Consider the following 15,986-nt stretch of genomic DNA (forward strand, 5'->3'; position numbering starts at 1 on the left):
TGGAAGCCTCGTTCGGGCAGCTCAACACCGAATTCGGCTTCAGCCTGATGAGCGCACCGGCGGTCGATCTGTCTCGCTTCGGGCACGACCTCGAACTGATCGAGCGCAATTACGTGCAGTACCTCGGGCTGACGCAGGCGCTCAAGCTGACGCAGGCGCGTTTTCTGGACCAGTTCCGCCGCATGCTGGTCTCGCGGCTGCGTGTGGTGTTCGAAAGCGCCAGCGGCGAACTCGAGGTCTGGAACAAGACCGCTTCGGCGCAGGTCGACACGCAGCTGCGCGAGCGCCGCCGCGGCTTCAAGCGCCGGCGCGAGGCGCTGGAGCGCATCCAGTCGGCGGCTGGCGAGCTGGAAACGCGGCTGAGCGAACTGGCGGATCAGGATCTGCAGCTGCAGTTGCTGCAGCGGCGCATGACGGAGATGGTGAACGACGCGCGCGTTCACGCCCATGCGAACACCAGCCTGACCGCCGGATCCGCCGACGCGTCCGAGCCGCAGCCCGAGCCCGCCCCCGACACCGGCGAAACGGTCGATCTGCTGCTGGATTTCGAAGCGGCCCAGGCCCGCGCTTGAGCGAACGGTCGTCCTGCGCTGCGCAGGCCGCAGCAAGCGCCGGCCTGGCGCACTGCGTCACCACCTGGCAACGCGAGCACGGCCGCCACGGCCTGCCCTGGCAGCGCGAGCGCGATCCCTACCGCGTCTGGCTCTCGGAAATCATGCTGCAGCAGACGCAGGTGACGACGGTGCTCGCGTACTACGCGCGCTTCCTGGAACGCTTTCCCGACGTGGCCGCGCTGGCCGCCGCAACGCCGGACGACGTGCTCGCCGCCTGGAGCGGCCTGGGCTACTACAGCCGGGCGCGCAATCTGCACCGCTGCGCGCAGGTGGTGATGGCCGAGCATCGCGGGCGATTCCCGGCCAGCGCCGAGCAGCTGGCCACACTGCCGGGCATCGGCCGCTCGACCGCCGCGGCCATCGCCGCGTTCTGCTTCGACGAGCGCGCGGCCATCCTCGACGGCAACGTGAAGCGCGTGCTCACGCGCGTGCTCGGCAACGGCTGCGACCTCGCCGTGGCGACGCACGAACGTGCGCTGTGGCGGCAGGCCTGCGAGCTGCTGCCTCACGATGGCGCGGACATGCCGGCCTACACACAGGGCCTGATGGATCTCGGGGCCACGGTCTGCCTGGTGCGACGGCCCAACTGCCTTGCGTGCCCGCTGCAATCGCTTTGCATTGCGCAACGCGAGGGTCGGCCCGAGGCTTATCCGGTCAAGACACGCAAGCTGGTGCGCGGCGCGCGCGAGAGCTGGTGGCTGTGGCTCGAGCACGCAAACGCCATCTGGCTGCAACAGCGTCCGGCGAAGGGCGTGTGGGCGGGCCTGTGGAGCCTGCCGTTGTTCGAGGACGAGGCGGCACTGCAAAGCGCAGCGCAATTGCTCGGCGTGAACCCTGAATCGCTGCCGTCGATCAAGCACGCGCTGACTCACTTCGATTGGCGTCTGCACCCGCGCCGCGCACTGTTGTACAAGGCCAGCGAAGTCGAGATGCAGCTTGGCCCGGGCCGGTGGGTCGATCGCGGCGCGCTGCACACACTGGGCATGCCCGCACCGCTGAGGAGGCTGCTCGCGCCCTGAATCCCCGCGCGCCGCTGGTCGCCGCAACCGTTTGCCATAGCCAAGGCCTACGCGGGCCGGAACGTGGCCGTGGAGACTTGTCTGCTGATCCGAGCGGGCTATCTCGACAAGGCCTTGAGCGCCAGCCGGATGCCCTCGCTGACCGCCACGCCGGGCGGCAACGGCTTCACAGCCGCCTGCGCTTCGCGCTCGCTGTAGCCGAGCGCCACGAGCGCCTGCAGGATGTCGGCCTGCGCGTCGCTGGCGGGCACCGCACCCGGCACGCCGATGTCGGCGCCGAGCTTGCCTTTGAGTTCGAGCAGCAGGCGCTCGGCCGTCTTCTTGCCGATGCCCGGCACCTTGACCAAGCGACTCGCGTCCTGCGCGGTCACGGCTTGCGCGAGATCGGCGACGCTCAGGCCCGACAGCAGCGAAAGCGCCATGCGCGGGCCGACGCCTGAAATCTTGATGAGTTGCCGAAACGTGTTGCGCTCATCGGCCGTGAGAAAACCGAACAGCACCTGCGCGTCCTCGCGAACCACGAAGTGCGTCAGCAGGGTGACCCGCTCGCCGCTGGCCGGCAGATTGAAGAAGCTGCTCATCGGCACGTCGACCTCGTAGCCGACGCCGTTCACGTCGACGAGCAACTGCGGCGGCGAGGATTTGTCGGCAAGCGTGCCGGTGAGACGACCGATCATGGGCGGCGATTATGGGCGGCTGGCGCGGCACGCTCGGTGCCTGAAGAAGTTGCTAGGCGAGCACTCAGTGCGCCACGTCGCTGGCGCCTGCGCTGGTCGATCACCGCAAGCGAGGCCGCCGCCCGCCTTCCCCGGCCGTGCGGCTAGTTGCGCCGGAACAAGCCGAGCCGCTGCGCTTCCAGTGCTGCCTCGGCGCGCGAACTCACGTTGAGCTTGCGGTAGATCTGCTTGACGTAGTCGGCGATCGTGTGGCGCGAGAGATTGAGCTGCACGCCGATCTCCGGCAGGGTGAAGCCCTTCGCCACGCGCAGCAGCACCTCGTTCTCGCGGTCGGTCAGGGTCACGCCGGGCATGAGCGGCGTGGCTTCGCGAAACTGGTTCTTGGCCTGCGCCGCAAAGTACTGGATCACGCGCCGGGCGATCGAGGGCGAGAGCGGCGGCTCGCCCTGGCTGATGCGGCGCAGCTGCTCGGCCAGCTGCTCGCGCGACTGTTCCTTCAGCAGATAGCCGAACGCGCCGGCCTGCAGCGCCGGAAACAGATGGTCGTCGTCGTCGTGAATGGTCACCACCACCGACTGCGCCTCGGGTTGATGCTCGCGCAGCGCGGCCACCACGTCGACGCCGGAGCCGTCGGGCAGCCCCAGGTCGATCAGTGCAAGGTCGAAGCGCTGCGCGCCGATCTGCGCACGAGCGTCGTGCACGCGGGCGGCCTCGGTGATCTGGGCGCCGGGGAAGACCTGCATCGCGAGGGCCTTCAGCCATACGCGGATTTCGGGCAGGTCTTCGAGGAGGAGGATGCGGGTCATTGAGCTCACCGAAGGATCGTAACAGTCGGATACGAATCGCTCACGCCGACTTTCGCACGGTGTCGCCGTTCACAGCGGCAAGGTCAGGCGGATAACGGTGCCGTAGCCCGGGCCCGACTCCACGAGGCACTGGCCCTGCATCTGCTTGGCGCGGTTCTTCATGCTGGCCATGCCGTGGCCGCGATCGAGTCGGCCGTCGAGTTCTAGCGGAATGCCGCGGCCGTTGTCGCGGATGACAAGCTGGAAATCCTCGTCCACCGTGCAACTGACGATGGCGCGCGATGCGCCGCTGTGCTTGATGAGGTTACTGGTCGCCTCGCGCAGCACGCGCGTGGTTTGCACATAGGAGCGGGCGGCCAGCGTGCGCGGCGTGGCGGGCTCGGCGCCCTGCCACTCGACCTCGATGCCAGCGTCGCCCAGGCGCTGCACCGTCTCGGCGCGCCAGTCGGCCAGCGCGTCGGTCAGGTGCACCGGTTTGCCGGCAATGCCGCGCACCGACAGGCGCATTTCCTCCAGCGCCTCGCGCGCCAGGGTCGAGATGCGCTCGTTGTCGCTGGTGTGCACGATGGTCAGCAGCTTGGCGCCGAGGTCGTCGTGCAGGTCGGCGGCAATGCGCTTTCGCTCCTTCTCGGCCACCTGTTCGACTCTGGCTTCGGCCAGGTGCGAGAAGTTGCGCTCGATCTCGGCGGAAATCTCCGCGACGCGTTGCTCGAGCTCGCGGCGCGCGCCCTCTGCGTCGGCCAGGGTCCGGGCGAAGCTCTGCGCCAGGCGCAGCGCCAGGGCGACGAAGAGCAGCGGAATCGCGAAATGGATGAGCTGCACCCGAGGCACGTCGATGTGGCCCAGCTGCACACCCACCTCCGCAGCGATCGCCAGCGCAGCCAGTGTGAGGATCGGTCCGATGAAGAAGAGATCGCGGCGCCGCGTGCGCCAGGCGCGCACCAGAAAGTAGAAAACCGCAAGGATGAATTCGGCGGCCAGCACCGCATAGCACGCGCTGGCCGTCAGGAAGAGCCGCTCCGGCGCGGCAGCGAGCAGCACCGCCGGCAGCAACAGGCACTGGCTCCAGAGCAGGAAGTCCAGGCGCCGCGAGCGCGCGCCGCTGTAGCGCAGCACGAACAGCACGCCGCACACCGCAAGCGGCACGAACAGAATGCTGGTCGCCACTTCCACGGCGTGGTGGGCCAGTGGAACTTCGCGCCACCACAGCCGCGCGCTGACCAGCGCCCAGCCGAGCGACAAGAGACCGAAATAGACGGCATAGCCCAGGCGCCTCGTCCAGGCCAATGCCAGCATCACCACGCCGATCAGGCTCAGCGTCGCGGCGATGATCTGCGCCACGGTCACGTTCCAGAAGATCTGCGCTTCGTGCTGCCCTTGAAGAACTTCGTATGGCCCGATACGCACCGTCGAGAGCCCGCCGACCCGCTGGCGAGAGGTGACCCGGTTCTGCGGGAAGCCACCGACCTGGATGTCGAGCCGGTTCCCGTCAGCGAGCAGCAGATCCGCAGGCAGCGCGACGAGCTGCGATCGATAGCAGTTGCGCGCGACCGGCTCCGTCATGCGCCCCCCGCTGTGCAGCAGCTCGCCGTTCAGGTACACCTCGAGGTTGGAGCACACCCGCGGGATGTAGGCGGCCAGCAAGCGGCCGGCGCCCTGGCTGCCGATTCGCGCCGGCGGGGTCGCGAAGTCCAGGCGGTACCACGCCACGCGCGCCGCGCCGGACGACGGGTGCGGCGAGGACAGCGAGGACGGCGCGTCCCAGGTATCGGGCAGCTGCACCGGCACATGGCCGCTGGCCGGAGGTACTGAAGTCGGCGTCGGCACGACGATCACGGCGCCGCTGCGCAGCGTGATTACGGGGTCGGGCGACTGCGCCAGCGCCGTACCGATGAACAATGCCGGCCCGCACAGGAGAGTCAGGCGCAACAGCGCGAACACGGTACGGAGCATCGCGGGCGATTGTGCAGGATCACCACCCCGCCGAAGGCGGCCCCGCGAACGCGGCGCGACAATCAGCGCCCGTCTCTTTGCGAGCCTGCCGTGATCCTGCGCCACGCCTTCATCCCGCTCGACAACACCCGGCTCGCCAACCTGTGCGGCACGCTGGACGCCCACCTGCGCGAGATCGAGACGGCGTTCGGCGTCGGCATCACCCGGCGCAACGAGTCCTTCCAGATCGAGGGTGCAAAGGCCGATGCCGAGCGCGCCGCCGTGCTGCTCCAGTCGCTGTACGGCCGGGCCAGCAAGCCGATCGCGCCGCAGGCCTTGCAGCTGGCGCTGGTCGAAGCTTCGAGCGGATCGGCGGCAGCGGGGGAGAAAGGCAGGCGGCGCTCGCACTCGCCGTCTTCTTCTGCCGACCTGAAGGGCGCAACGCCGATCGGCGTTGCGGACGAGCGCAACACCGACGAGGCCATCGTGCTGCGCACCCGCCACGCGGACCTGGCCGGCCGCACGCCCAACCAGACGCGCTACCTGCGCAACATCCTCACGCACGACATCAGCTTCGGCATCGGCCCGGCGGGCACCGGCAAGACCTTCCTCGCGGTGGCCTGCGCCATCGACGCGCTGGAGCGCAGCCAGGTGCAGCGCATCGTCCTCACCCGCCCGGCGGTCGAAGCCGGCGAGCGCCTGGGCTTCCTGCCCGGCGACTTGGCGCAGAAGGTCGATCCCTACCTGCGCCCGCTCTACGACGCGCTCTACGACCTGATGGGCTTCGAGCGCGTCACCAAGGCCTTCGAGAAAGCCACCATCGAGATCGCGCCGCTCGCCTTCATGCGCGGGCGCACACTCAACCACGCCTTCGTGATCCTCGACGAGGCGCAGAACACCACGCCCGAGCAGATGAAGATGTTCCTCACGCGCATCGGCTTCGGCGCCAAGGCCGTGGTGACCGGCGACGTGAGCCAGATCGACCTGCCCAAGGGCACCGAAAGCGGCCTGGTGGAGGCCGAGCACGTGCTGCGGCGCGTGAAGGGCATCGCCATGACGCGCTTCACCTCCGCCGACGTGGTGCGCCATCCGCTGGTGGCGCGCATCGTCGAGGCCTACGAGGCGGCCGACAGCCGCGACGACCGGGCATGAAGGCCGCGCGGCCCTCGCTCGGCCTCTCGCTGCAGTTCGCCGACCCCCGCCACCGCGCGCTGCTGCCGCGCCACAGGGTCGCGCGTTGGCTGCGCGCCGCGCTGGCAGGACCGGCGCAGTTCACCGTTCGCATCGTCGATGCCGAAGAGGGACAGTCGCTCAACCGCGATTACCGCGGCAAGGACTATGCGACCAACGTGTTGACCTTCGCCTACGGCGAGGACGATGCCGAAGGCGGCGCTCCGGCGGACGAGGACGCCGTGCCCGGCATCGCGGCCGACCTGATCCTGTGCGCGCCCGTGGTCGAACGAGAGGCCGCCGAGCAGGGCAAGACGCTGGAGGAGCACTACGCGCACTTACTCGTTCACGGCGCACTGCACGCGCAGGGCGACGATCACGAATTGCCGGACGCGGCCACGGCGATGGAACAGCGCGAGCGCGAAGTGCTTGCGCGGCTGGGCTTCGCCGACCCCTACCGCTGAAGCCGCCGAACCGCCGCTCGGCCGAAGTGACGCCCGGCGTTGCCAGTGCGGGCACCCGGTGGCGCGGCGCGGACCACCTCACAAGCCGCCTCACTGCTTCAGGATGGCCAGCCCCTTGAGGTACTCGCCCTCGGGAAACGTCACCGTGGTCGGATGGTCCGGCGCGGCTTCCAGCCGCTCGATCAGGTAGCCGTCGACGCCGGCATCGAGCCCGGCACCGGCGACGATCTTGTGGAACAGTGACGCATCGACGCCGCCCGAGCAGGAGAAGGTGAACAACAGCCCACCCGGCGCGAGCAGCTTGAAAGCGAGGCGATTGATGTCCTTGTAGGCGCGCGCGGCGCGCTCGGCGTGCGCGGCCGTCGGCGCGAACTTCGGCGGGTCGAGCACGATCGCATCGAAGGCCGTGCCCTCGTCGATGAGGCGCCGCAAGCTGGCGTTCACGTCGGCGTCGAGCGCTTCGTGACACGCCGCATCAAAACCGTTCAGCGCAACATGCTCGCTCGCCCGCGCCAACGCCGGCGCGGAAGAATCGACGCTGAGCACGTGCTCGGCGCCGCCAGCCAGCGCGGCGATGGAAAAGCCGCCCGTGTAGCTGTAGCCGTTGAACACTCGCCGACAGCCGAACTGGCGCACGAGTTGCGAAAACCGGAGCCGGTTGTCGCGCTGGTCGAGGTAGTAGCCGGTCTTGTGGCCCTCGGCCACGTCGACGGCGAGGCGCCAACCGTGTTCGCAAATGGTGACGGCGGTGGCGCCGCCATCGGACGACGGTTTGCGCAGCCAGCCGCTCACCGGCGCCAAGCCTTCGAGTTCTCGCACCGACGCGTCCGAACGTTCGTAAAGCCGTGCGCAGCCGGTGGCGGCGAGCAGCGCGTCGGCGATCGCCGTCTTCCAACGTTCGACGCCGGCGGCGAGAAACTGCGCGCACAGGGTGTCGCCGTAGCAATCGACGATCAATCCCGGCAGCCCGTCGGCCTCGCCATGCACAAGCCTCAGTGCGTCGCTCGCGATGGCGAGCCGCTTGCGCAGGGCGACCGCCCTGTGGATGCGGCTCGCGAAGAAGCTTGCATCGATGCGCTCGGCCGCGTCGAAGCTCCACGCCCGCACCCGGATGAGCGACGCCGGGCTGTATGCGCCCCAGGCCAGGAACTGGCCTTCGCCGCCCTCAACGCGCACCGTCTCCCCGGCATCGGCGCGGCCCGAGGCGATGCTGCCCTCGAACACCCAGGGATGGCGCTTGAGCAGCGAGCGCTCCTTGCCAGGGCGCAGCTTGACGACTTTCATGCGCGAGATTGTCTCGCGCACAACGATCGCTTCAGTCGCGCTTCTTCGCCCGCGGATGCGCCGCGTCGTAGGCCTTGGCGAGGTGCTGGAAGTCGAGCTTGGTATAGACCTGCGTGGTGGTGATGCTGGCGTGGCCGAGCAGCTCCTGCACCGCACGCAGGTCGCCGCTGGACTGCAGCAGGTGCGAGGCATAGCTGTGGCGAAGCATGTGCGGATGCACGTGCGAAGGCAGGCCGGCCTGCAGCGCGCGGTGCTTCAGGCGCGTGCGCACCTGCGAAGCGGTCAGGCGCAAGCCGTGGCGGCTGACGAAGAGCGCGGGCTCGTGCGCCTTGGCGAGGGCTCCGCGATGCGTCAGCCAGTCGGCCAGGGCAGCCAAGGCCGGCGCGCCGACCGGCACGCTGCGCCGCTTGCTGCCCTTGCCGAGCACATGTGCCTCGCCGGCGTCTCGGTCGATCCAGCCGCGCGCGTCGCCGGCGGCGGTGACGTCCAGGCCGGTCAGTTCTGCCACGCGCAGGCCGCAGCCGTAGAGCAGTTCGACCATGCAGCGGTCACGCGCCTCGAGCCGCGGATCGGCTGCCGATCCGTTGCGATGCTCGGCCAGCGCGACGGCGTGGTCCACCGACAGCGCCTTGGGCAACGGCTTGGGCGCACGCGGCGCACGCAGGCCCTCGATGGGGTTGTGCTGCACAACGCCCTCGCGGCCGAGCCAGCGGTACAAGCCCCGCCACGCCGAGAGCACGACCGCAATGCTGCGCGGCGCCAGCCCGCTCGCATGCAACTGCGCCGCCCAGCGCCGCGCGTGGTGCGGCTGCACTGCGCGCAGGGACACGCCGCCTTGTGCCGACATGTCGCGCAGCGCGGCGAGCGCGTCGCCATAGCTCTTGAGCGTGGCCGCGGCGAGCCGGCGCTCGACGCGCAAGTGCTCGAGGTGGCCTTCGACATCGACGCCGTCGGCACTGTTCACGGCGACACGGCCTCGTCGGCGCCACGCCCGCTCATCGCGCCGCCGCTCCAGGACACGACTTTGAACCCGGGCGCTCGCTCACTCCACCGGCAACAGCCGGTGCAGCGCCGCGCTGGCGATCTCGCCGATGCGCGCCAGGAATTCCGTGCCCATGTCGGCGCTGTAGCGCGTGGGATCGGGGGAGCCGAGCACCAGCATGCCGAACGCGGGCTGGCCCGGCTCGGATCGCAAGGGAATAAGGGCCAAGGAGGTGATGGTCGCCGCGTCGTCGAACCACCGCGAAGCCTCGAAGCCCGAATTGATGCCGCAATAAGGCTGCGTGAGGCTGGTCGCGAAGCTCTTCAGATCGTCGCTCACCGACTTGGCGAAGGGCAGCGTGGCGAAAGCGCTGGCTGCGTCCCAGATGCGCACGCCGCCTTGCGGGATCATGAACTGGTGCTGCAGCTCGGCCACCAGCACGCCGGGCAGATCGCCCGCGTTGGTGGTGAGCAGAATCGTGCGCACCCAGCGGTGCAGCTTGTCGGCGATGCTCATGTTCTCCTGGCCGTTGCGGATCATCTCCACGATGCGCAGTTCCAGCCCACGGATCTTCTCGCGCAGCATCTCCATCTGCCGCTCCTGCAGCGAGACCGCGCGGTTGCCGTGCGGGCTGGTCAGCTGCACGCTGGCCAGCACCTCGGCGTGGCGCTCGAAGAAGCCGGGCGTTTGCAGCAGGAAGTTGGCGATGTCGTCTTCGGTGATGCCCTGGGTGCTCATGCGGTGTGGGTCCGGTCGTTGGGGAGGGCGTTCGGGATGTCGATTTCGCCGTCGAAGACGCGCTCGGCGGGGCCGGTCATGAGCACCGGGGCCCAGCAGTTGGCGCCGGCGGCGCTGCTTGCGTCCGCGCTCGGGGTCGCGCCGGCCCACTCGATTTCGAGCCGGCCGCCGCGGGTCTGTACCTCGACGGGCGCACCGGCCCGCAGCCAGCCCAAGCGGACGCCGGCCACCACCGCGGCGCATGCGCCGGTGCCGCAGGCCAGCGTTTCGCCGGCGCCGCGCTCGTAGACGCGCAGTTTCACCTGCGTGGGACCGAGCACCTGCAGGAAGCCGGCATTGACGCGCCTGGCAAAGCGCGCATGCGACTCGATCAGCGGGCCGAGTTCGGCCACAGGCGCGTCATCGACGGAATCGACGCGCTGCACCGCGTGCGGATTGCCCATCGACACGGCGGCGATCTCCACACGGCGGCCGCCCACATCGAGCGGCCACAGCGCCCAGCCGTCGACTTCGCGCGGAACCAAGCCGTCCACATCGAAAGGCAGTCGCGCGGGCTCGAAAAGCGGCGCTCCCATGTCGACGGTGACTTGGCCATCGCCGCGCCAGCGCGGCTCGATCACGCCGCCTGCCGTGCGCACGCGGATGGCGTCTTTGGTCGTCAGCCCCGCCTCGCGCACGTAACGCACGAAGCAGCGCGCGCCGTTGCCGCACTGCTCGACCTCGCCGCCGTCGGCGTTGACGATGCGGTAGCTGAAATCGATGCCCGGCTCGTCGCTGGGCCCGACGAGGAGGATCTGGTCCGCGCCAATGCCGAAGCGGCGGTCCGCGAGAAAGCGCAACTGTGCCGGGCCGAGTTCGAGCGGCCCGCGCGTCGCGTCGAGCACGATGAAATCGTTGCCCGTGCCTTGCATCTTGGTGAAGCGCAGCTTCATGGTGGCGGATTATCGACGCTGCCTGGACGAGGGATGCGTGCCACGCGCGCAATGTTCGCCGCGTTGCCGGCGTGCGCATTTCTCTCGCGCCGATGGCCTCCACTGCGTGGTTTACGCTCACCGCCCGGCACCCGCCGCCATCCTTGCACCGCTCGATGCCTTCCGACTCACCCCGCAGCCCCGCGCCGACCGCTCACGCGCAGTTCTTCGACGAAGCGCGGCGCTGCCTCGAGCGACGAACGCTCATCAAGCTGGTGCTGGCCGGCCCGCGCGGGCCCAAGCCCGACCTGCAGCGCGTGCTGGTGCGCCCGCTCACGCTCAAGGGCCGTGCCTGCCTGTCGCTGACCTACAACCACCGCACCCGCGACGTGACGAAGAACCTGACGGTTGACGAAGCGCTGGCCACGGTGGCGGCGCTCATCGAAGACAGCTTCGACAACATCCACCTGCTGAGCGACGACGGCGGCGAGCTGCAGCTGGCCATCAGCCGAAAGGGCAAGGCCACCTTGCGCCGCAGTCGCAAGCAAGCGAACTCCGGCGTACCGAACCCGGCCGACGCCGAGGCTGTGGACGCGGTAGCGGCCACAGAGGCAACTCCGGGCCAAAGTACGGCCCAAGTCGGCACGCACGACCGCGCCAAGCATCGCCCGGTCGATATCCGCGAACCCTGGCTGACGGCCCTGGGCGTCACCGACGCGCAGCACCGGTTGATCCCCGCGATGGCGCGCAAGTGGAAGCAGATCAACAAGTTCATCGAGGTCCTCGACTCAGCCCTGGCCTCGGTGCCGGAGTCGATGGCTTGCGACGCCGAGCGGCCGCTGCAGGTGCTCGACTTCGGCGCCGGCAAGGGCTACCTGACGTTCGCGGTGCACGACCACCTGCGCCGCACGCTCGGCCGGCCGGTGCAAATGACCGGTGTCGACTTGAAGGAAGACATGGTGCTTCTGGGCAACGAAGCCGCGCAGCGCCTCGGCCTGCAGCAACGCGGCCAGGGCCTGCACTTCGAGCTCGGCGACGTCAGCAGCTATGCGCCGCGGCCGGTGGACATCATGATCGCCCTGCACGCCTGCGACACGGCCACCGACCACGCCCTGCACATGGGCGTGCGCGCGGGCGCCTCCATCATCATGTGCTCGCCTTGCTGCCACAAGCAGTTGCGACCGCAGATGCGCAGCCCGCTGCTCCTGCTGCCGCTGCTTCGCCACGGCATCCACCTCGGCCAGGAAGCGGAGATGCTGACCGACGGCCTGCGCGCGCTGCTGCTCGAGGCGGAGGGCTACGACACCCAGGTATTCGAGTTCACCTCGCTGGAGCACACGAGCAAAAACAAGATGATCCTGGCAGTGAAACGGGCTCAGGCGCGGCCTGCCGAGCCGGTGCGTGAGCAGATTCGGGAGATCAAGGCGTTCTACGGAATCGACGAGCAGCGCCTGCAGACGCTGCTCGAAGCCGATCGCTCGGGGCCGGCATAGCAGTGGGGAACGGCCAATGTGCCGATCGCATCGCCGTGCCGGGAGAAACCGGTTCGGCGATCACGAAGGGCGCCCCCGCGGCCCCGCCGCTCAACGAAAGCCAGCCTCCATCTCGCGGCGAAAACGCACCGCTTCGCTATTCGCATCGAACGCCACGTCGCTCCAGCGCACCGGCTCGCCGCTCGCGATGTCGCGGTTCAGCTTCACCTTGTGCGCGAGGCCCAGCGGCAGATATCCCCCCGCGACCGAAACGGCCGCCGGCATCAGCTTGCCGTACACGGTGAAGCCGCCTTCGCCGTCGAGCAGTTCGCCTTCGCGCAAATCGCGCTTGGCCGTGGCCACCACGTCGCCGCGCCACCCGGTCGCCGCGCCCGTGGCCTCGCGCCGCAAGCCGGCGCTCGCCACGCTGATGCCGAGTTCCAGCCCGATCAGGTGGAAGGGCTTGTACATCGACGAGTAGTTGCCGCTCGCGTCCGTGACGAGGCCGTATTCCTTGAAGCAGCGCCGCACGTAGTCGCTGTCGGCTGCAAAGGTGACATAGACACCCCAGCGCAGGTCGCGAAAGACCGGGCGGCCGTCGCGCTCCAACGATGAAATGACTTCGACCTGCCCGCGGTGCTGCAGCAGGCCGCCGTCGGCGCGCGGCTTGAGCAGGCGGGCGAGATCGTCCACGCCGCAGGCCGGAAAAGCCAGGCCGTCGTCGGCCGGCGTGAGGCCGCAGGCATTGGTGACTGCGGCCATCTCTATGGCACTCTTGGTGCCGTCGAGAAAGCTGTTGAACATCTGCGCGTTCATGCCGCCGGCTTTTGCCTCTTCGGCGGTCAGCCCGTAGTGTTGCCAGACCGTGTCCGGTGTGCTGGCGTGGTAGGCGGGCAGGTACTTCGTGCCCTTGCCGGCAGCCACCACCTCGAAGCCGGCGGTGCGCGCCCAGTCGACCATCTCGCAGATGAGCGCCGGCTGGTCGCCGTAGGCGAGCGAATAGACGATGTCGGCCTCGCGCGCCCTTTGCGCGAGCAGCGGCCCGGCCAGCGCATCCGCCTCGACGTTGACCATCACGATGTGCTTGCCGTGCTTGCAGCACGCCAGCACGAGATCGATGCCGGCGGCCGGCGAGCCGGTGGCGTCGATGACGATCTCGACTGCATCGCTGGCGATCACCGCGGGCGTGTCGTCGGTCAACAGGGTCGTGCCGTTGCGCCGCGCCTCGTCGAGGGACTGGGCGCTCAACTGCTCGGCCGCCCAACCGACGCCCAGCAAGGCAGCGCGAGCCCGCTCGGGGCTGAGGTCCGCCACCGCGACGAGATGAATGCCCGGCGTGCGGCGCGCCTGACTCAGGTACATGGAGCCGAACTTGCCGGCGCCGATGAGCGCCACGCGCAGCGGCTTGCCGTCGGCGGCGCGGGCCTGCAGCATCGAATGCAGGTTCATGCAGCGACTCTCTCGCCCTGCGGCAGCGCATCGAGCGAGGTGACGAGCGCCGAAGCCGGCGTGCCCTTCTCCCAGGGCAGCTCGACCGGGTAGGGCCGCTGCAGGCAGTCGTCGGGCAGGCATTCGACGGGCGTAAAGTCGCGGTGCGCGATGTACTCCACGCGCTTGTGGCGGCGAATGTGGTTGGACACCGCGCACAGGCTCAGGTACACGCTCACGCGGTGCCAGGGGCTCAGGTTGGAACTGCTGGCATGCACCAGGCAGGAGTCGAACAGGATCATCGAGCCCGCCGGTCCCTTCGGCGCGACGATGCCGCCCTGCCGTCCGCCGGCTTTTTCCACCAGCGTGGCGATGGCCTCGTTGTCGATGGTCCACAGCGGATAGCTGGTGGTGCTGAGGTCGTGCCCTGCCGGCAGCGCGCCGAGCCGGTGGCTGCCGGGAACGAACATCAGCGGGCCGTTGAAGTCGTTCACCTCGTCGAGAAAGATCGCCACGTTCATGGCGCGCGGCGTGGGCATCAGGTCGTCGTTGAGCCAGGTGCCGTAGTCCTGGTGCCACTGCCACACGTCGCCGTCGAAGGCCTGCTTGCCGTTGATCTTGAACTGGTGCATGTAGAGCTGCTCGCCGAAGATCTGCTCGACGGGCTCGATCATGCGCGGGTGCCGCGACAGCCGCGCGAAGGGCGCGCTGTACAGGTGAGCGGCGAAGTTGGTGCGCACGGCGCGGCTGCCCTTCTCGCGCACGTTCTCGGGCCGGTCCATGGCATACAGCCGCGGCACCTCGTCCGTGAGCGTCTTCACCTCGTCGGGCTTGAACAGCGATGGAAAGAACAGATAGCCGTCGCGCTCGAATTGCGCGAGCTGGGCGGGCGTGAGTTTCATCTTGTCTCCTCGTCGTTGGATACGGTGGACGGACCGGGCCGGTAGTCACGGGCGAACGGGCCGGCCCATCGTAGCGCCACCGCGTGCCTGCGCCGGTCGCGCAGGGATTTGGTGGTAGCCACGCCATGAGCGGCCCATCGCCCTGCTTGTTTGCCGCTCGAACTGAGGCCCGCTCCCCGCCCGGGCTCTTCAGTACCGCCGCGGTTCGCCGCGAGGCCGCGTCTTGAAGCGCTTGTGCACCCACAGGTACTGCGCCGGATTCTCGAGAACGCGCGCTTCGATCCAGCGGTTCATCCAGGCCGTGTCGGCCTCGGCGTCGTCGCTCGGGAAACTCTCCCACGGCTCGTGGAAGCGCACCCGGTAGCCGCGCCCGCCCGGCAGCATCTCGGCGACCACCGGCTGCACTTTCATGTCCAGCAAGCGGGCCATGCGCGAAGGCGCCAGCAGGGTGGCCGCCGGCACGCCGAAGAAGGGCACGAAGGCGGCGTCCTTGCGGCCGAAGTCCATGTCCGGCAGGTTGAAGAAGCCAGCGCCCGCCTTGATGGCCCGCAGCAGCGGCTTGGCGGTTTCCCGGCGCGAGAAGATCTGCGCATTGCCGAAGCGCAGCCGCGCGCGCCGCAGCGCGGCGTCGAACACCGGGTTGCTTTGCGACTGGTAGATCGAGCAGCCGGGCCGCGCGACGAAGAGCTGCACCGCGGCGCCCGCCACGTCCAGCGCCATGAAATGCGGCACCAGCCACATCACCGGCCCGGGGTGCGTGGCGCCGAAGTTCACCGCGCCTTCGACGTGGATCAGCCGGCGCAGCCTCGCGGGCGACGCATGCCAGAGCACGCCGCGCTCAAGCAGGCTGCGGCCGAGCCACTGGAAGTGCTCGAAGGCGAGCGCGCGGCGCTGCTCGGGCGTGCGGTCGGCGAAGCACAGTTCGAGATTGCGCAACGCAATGCGCCGACGGGCGCCGGCCAGCCACCACAGCAGCACGCCGAGCGCGCGCCCCAGCAGCGCGAGCAGCGGCAGCGGAAGCCAATGCAGCAGCCACAGCAGGGCCAGAGTCGCGCGGCTGGCGAGGCGCATGTCAGCGCGAAGTGCGCGGATCAGGCTGAGAGGCCGCGGGCACGGCGGCGCGCGCGGCGGTATTCGGCCCGGCCTCGCCCGCGGCATGGCCCGGCGGCGCCCCGGCGCGCGGCGACTTGTAGCGGTGGTAGCCCCAGAGGTATTGCTCCGGGCAGGCGAGGATCAAGCCTTCCATCGCACGATTGATCGCCGCGGCGGCGGCCACGGGTTCGCCGGGCAGCGGCTCGCCGAGCGGGCCGACCCGCACGCGAAAGCCGCTACCGCGCGGCAGCCGTTCGGCCCAGAGCACGAGCAAGGCGCAGCCGGTCTGTTGCACCAGCCGCGCAGCCAGGGTCATGGTGTAGGCGGGTTTGCCGAAGAACGGCGCCCACACGCCCTGGCCTTCGGGCGGCACCTGGTCGGGCAGCAGGCCGACCGTCTCGCCGCGCCGCAGCGCGCGGATCATCTGTCGCACGCCGGCCAGCGTGGCCGGCGCGGTACCCAGCCGGGGTCGGCGGCGCGCGCCCTCGGCCAGGC

At 69.4% G+C, this 15,986-nt stretch carries 14 protein-coding genes and 2 pseudogenes; 5 read left to right on the top strand and 11 right to left on the bottom strand.

Annotated features, from left to right (window positions below; all coding sequences use genetic code 11):
- A pseudogene (locus tag H0W38_RS04220) lies at positions 1-572 on the top strand (dynamin family protein); the annotation flags it as partial.
- A gap of 44 nt (positions 573-616) precedes the next feature.
- Positions 617-1,633: an A/G-specific adenine glycosylase gene (gene mutY, locus H0W38_RS04225; protein WP_292451512.1), complete on the top strand. Its 1,017-nt coding sequence runs from the start codon at positions 617-619 to the stop codon at positions 1,631-1,633.
- Positions 1,634-1,731: 98 nt separating this feature from the next.
- Here the strand turns inward: mutY and ruvA are convergent, their stop codons facing one another.
- The 3 genes from ruvA to H0W38_RS04240 all read right to left on the bottom strand — a co-directional run bounded on the left by ruvA (position 1,732) and on the right by H0W38_RS04240 (position 5,069).
- The gene (gene ruvA / locus H0W38_RS04230) at positions 1,732-2,310 is read right to left on the bottom strand and encodes a Holliday junction branch migration protein RuvA (protein WP_292451492.1); all 579 of its coding nucleotides are present in this window, start codon (positions 2,308-2,310) and stop codon (positions 1,732-1,734) included.
- 143 nt (positions 2,311-2,453) lie between these two features.
- Entirely contained in the window at positions 2,454-3,116 is a 663-nt protein-coding gene (locus tag H0W38_RS04235) for a response regulator transcription factor (RefSeq protein WP_292451494.1), read from the bottom strand.
- Between the two features lie 69 nt (positions 3,117-3,185).
- Positions 3,186-5,069, bottom strand: a complete 1,884-nt coding sequence (locus tag H0W38_RS04240; RefSeq protein WP_292451495.1) for an ATP-binding protein — start codon at positions 5,067-5,069, stop codon at positions 3,186-3,188.
- Positions 5,070-5,159: 90 nt separating this feature from the next.
- Here H0W38_RS04240 and H0W38_RS04245 point away from each other — a divergent pair, with 90 nt between their 5' ends.
- Both H0W38_RS04245 and ybeY read left to right on the top strand, forming a co-directional pair.
- Positions 5,160-6,200: a PhoH family protein gene (locus H0W38_RS04245; protein ID WP_292451497.1), complete on the top strand. Its 1,041-nt coding sequence runs from the start codon at positions 5,160-5,162 to the stop codon at positions 6,198-6,200.
- The gene (ybeY, locus tag H0W38_RS04250) at positions 6,197-6,682 is read left to right on the top strand and encodes an rRNA maturation RNase YbeY (RefSeq protein WP_292451498.1); all 486 of its coding nucleotides are present in this window, start codon (positions 6,197-6,199) and stop codon (positions 6,680-6,682) included. The genes H0W38_RS04245 and ybeY overlap by 4 nt, the downstream gene beginning before the upstream one ends.
- Positions 6,683-6,772: 90 nt before the next feature.
- Here the strand turns inward: ybeY and H0W38_RS04255 are convergent, their stop codons facing one another.
- From H0W38_RS04255 to dapF, 4 genes are all read right to left on the bottom strand, one after another.
- Positions 6,773-7,966, bottom strand: a complete 1,194-nt coding sequence (locus H0W38_RS04255) for a class I SAM-dependent methyltransferase (RefSeq protein ID WP_292451499.1) — start codon at positions 7,964-7,966, stop codon at positions 6,773-6,775.
- 31 nt (positions 7,967-7,997) lie between these two features.
- Entirely contained in the window at positions 7,998-8,930 is a 933-nt protein-coding gene (locus H0W38_RS04260) for a tyrosine recombinase XerC (RefSeq protein ID WP_292451500.1), read from the bottom strand.
- Positions 8,931-9,008: 78 nt separating this feature from the next.
- Entirely contained in the window at positions 9,009-9,686 is a 678-nt protein-coding gene (locus H0W38_RS04265; protein ID WP_292451501.1) for a DUF484 family protein, read from the bottom strand.
- Entirely contained in the window at positions 9,683-10,618 is a 936-nt protein-coding gene (dapF, locus tag H0W38_RS04270) for a diaminopimelate epimerase (protein WP_292451503.1), read from the bottom strand. Before dapF ends, H0W38_RS04265 begins: the two co-directional genes overlap by 4 nt.
- Before the next feature lie 155 nt (positions 10,619-10,773).
- Here dapF and H0W38_RS04275 point away from each other — a divergent pair, with 155 nt between their 5' ends.
- Positions 10,774-12,090, top strand: coding sequence for an SAM-dependent methyltransferase (locus H0W38_RS04275; RefSeq protein ID WP_292451505.1), 1,317 nt, complete (start codon positions 10,774-10,776; stop codon positions 12,088-12,090).
- A 90-nt stretch (positions 12,091-12,180) separates the two neighbouring features.
- On the opposite strand, the gene H0W38_RS04280 is transcribed toward H0W38_RS04275, so the two are convergent.
- From H0W38_RS04280 to H0W38_RS04295, 4 genes and pseudogenes are all read right to left on the bottom strand, one after another.
- Complete coding sequence (locus tag H0W38_RS04280) at positions 12,181-13,518, bottom strand: Gfo/Idh/MocA family oxidoreductase (RefSeq protein ID WP_292451506.1); 1,338 nt, start codon at positions 13,516-13,518, stop codon at positions 12,181-12,183.
- Positions 13,515-14,399, bottom strand: coding sequence for a phytanoyl-CoA dioxygenase family protein (locus H0W38_RS04285; protein WP_292451508.1), 885 nt, complete (start codon positions 14,397-14,399; stop codon positions 13,515-13,517). The genes H0W38_RS04280 and H0W38_RS04285 overlap by 4 nt, the downstream gene beginning before the upstream one ends.
- A gap of 189 nt (positions 14,400-14,588) precedes the next feature.
- A complete protein-coding gene (locus H0W38_RS04290) occupies positions 14,589-15,470 on the bottom strand; it encodes a lipid A biosynthesis acyltransferase (protein ID WP_292451510.1) in 882 nt (293 codons plus the stop codon).
- Between the two features lies 1 nt (position 15,471).
- A pseudogene (locus H0W38_RS04295) lies at positions 15,472-15,986 on the bottom strand (hypothetical protein); the annotation flags it as partial.

Source organism: Methylibium sp. (assembly GCF_013817365.1).
GTDB lineage: Bacteria > Pseudomonadota > Gammaproteobacteria > Burkholderiales > Burkholderiaceae_C > Methylibium.

Coding starts and splice junctions, on each gene's coding strand:
- H0W38_RS04235 (WP_292451494.1), bottom strand. CDS start 3,116: ATGACCCGCATCCTCCTCCTCGAAGACCTGCCCGAAATCCGCGTATGG.
- H0W38_RS04280 (WP_292451506.1), bottom strand. CDS start 13,518: ATGAACCTGCATTCGATGCTGCAGGCCCGCGCCGCCGACGGCAAGCCG.
- H0W38_RS04255 (WP_292451499.1), bottom strand. CDS start 7,966: ATGAAAGTCGTCAAGCTGCGCCCTGGCAAGGAGCGCTCGCTGCTCAAG.
- ybeY (WP_292451498.1), top strand. CDS start 6,197: ATGAAGGCCGCGCGGCCCTCGCTCGGCCTCTCGCTGCAGTTCGCCGAC.
- H0W38_RS04240 (WP_292451495.1), bottom strand. CDS start 5,069: ATGCTCCGTACCGTGTTCGCGCTGTTGCGCCTGACTCTCCTGTGCGGG.
- H0W38_RS04285 (WP_292451508.1), bottom strand. CDS start 14,399: ATGAAACTCACGCCCGCCCAGCTCGCGCAATTCGAGCGCGACGGCTAT.
- dapF (WP_292451503.1), bottom strand. CDS start 10,618: ATGAAGCTGCGCTTCACCAAGATGCAAGGCACGGGCAACGATTTCATC.
- H0W38_RS04275 (WP_292451505.1), top strand. CDS start 10,774: ATGCCTTCCGACTCACCCCGCAGCCCCGCGCCGACCGCTCACGCGCAG.
- ruvA (WP_292451492.1), bottom strand. CDS start 2,310: ATGATCGGTCGTCTCACCGGCACGCTTGCCGACAAATCCTCGCCGCCG.
- H0W38_RS04290 (WP_292451510.1), bottom strand. CDS start 15,470: ATGCGCCTCGCCAGCCGCGCGACTCTGGCCCTGCTGTGGCTGCTGCAT.
- H0W38_RS04265 (WP_292451501.1), bottom strand. CDS start 9,686: ATGAGCACCCAGGGCATCACCGAAGACGACATCGCCAACTTCCTGCTG.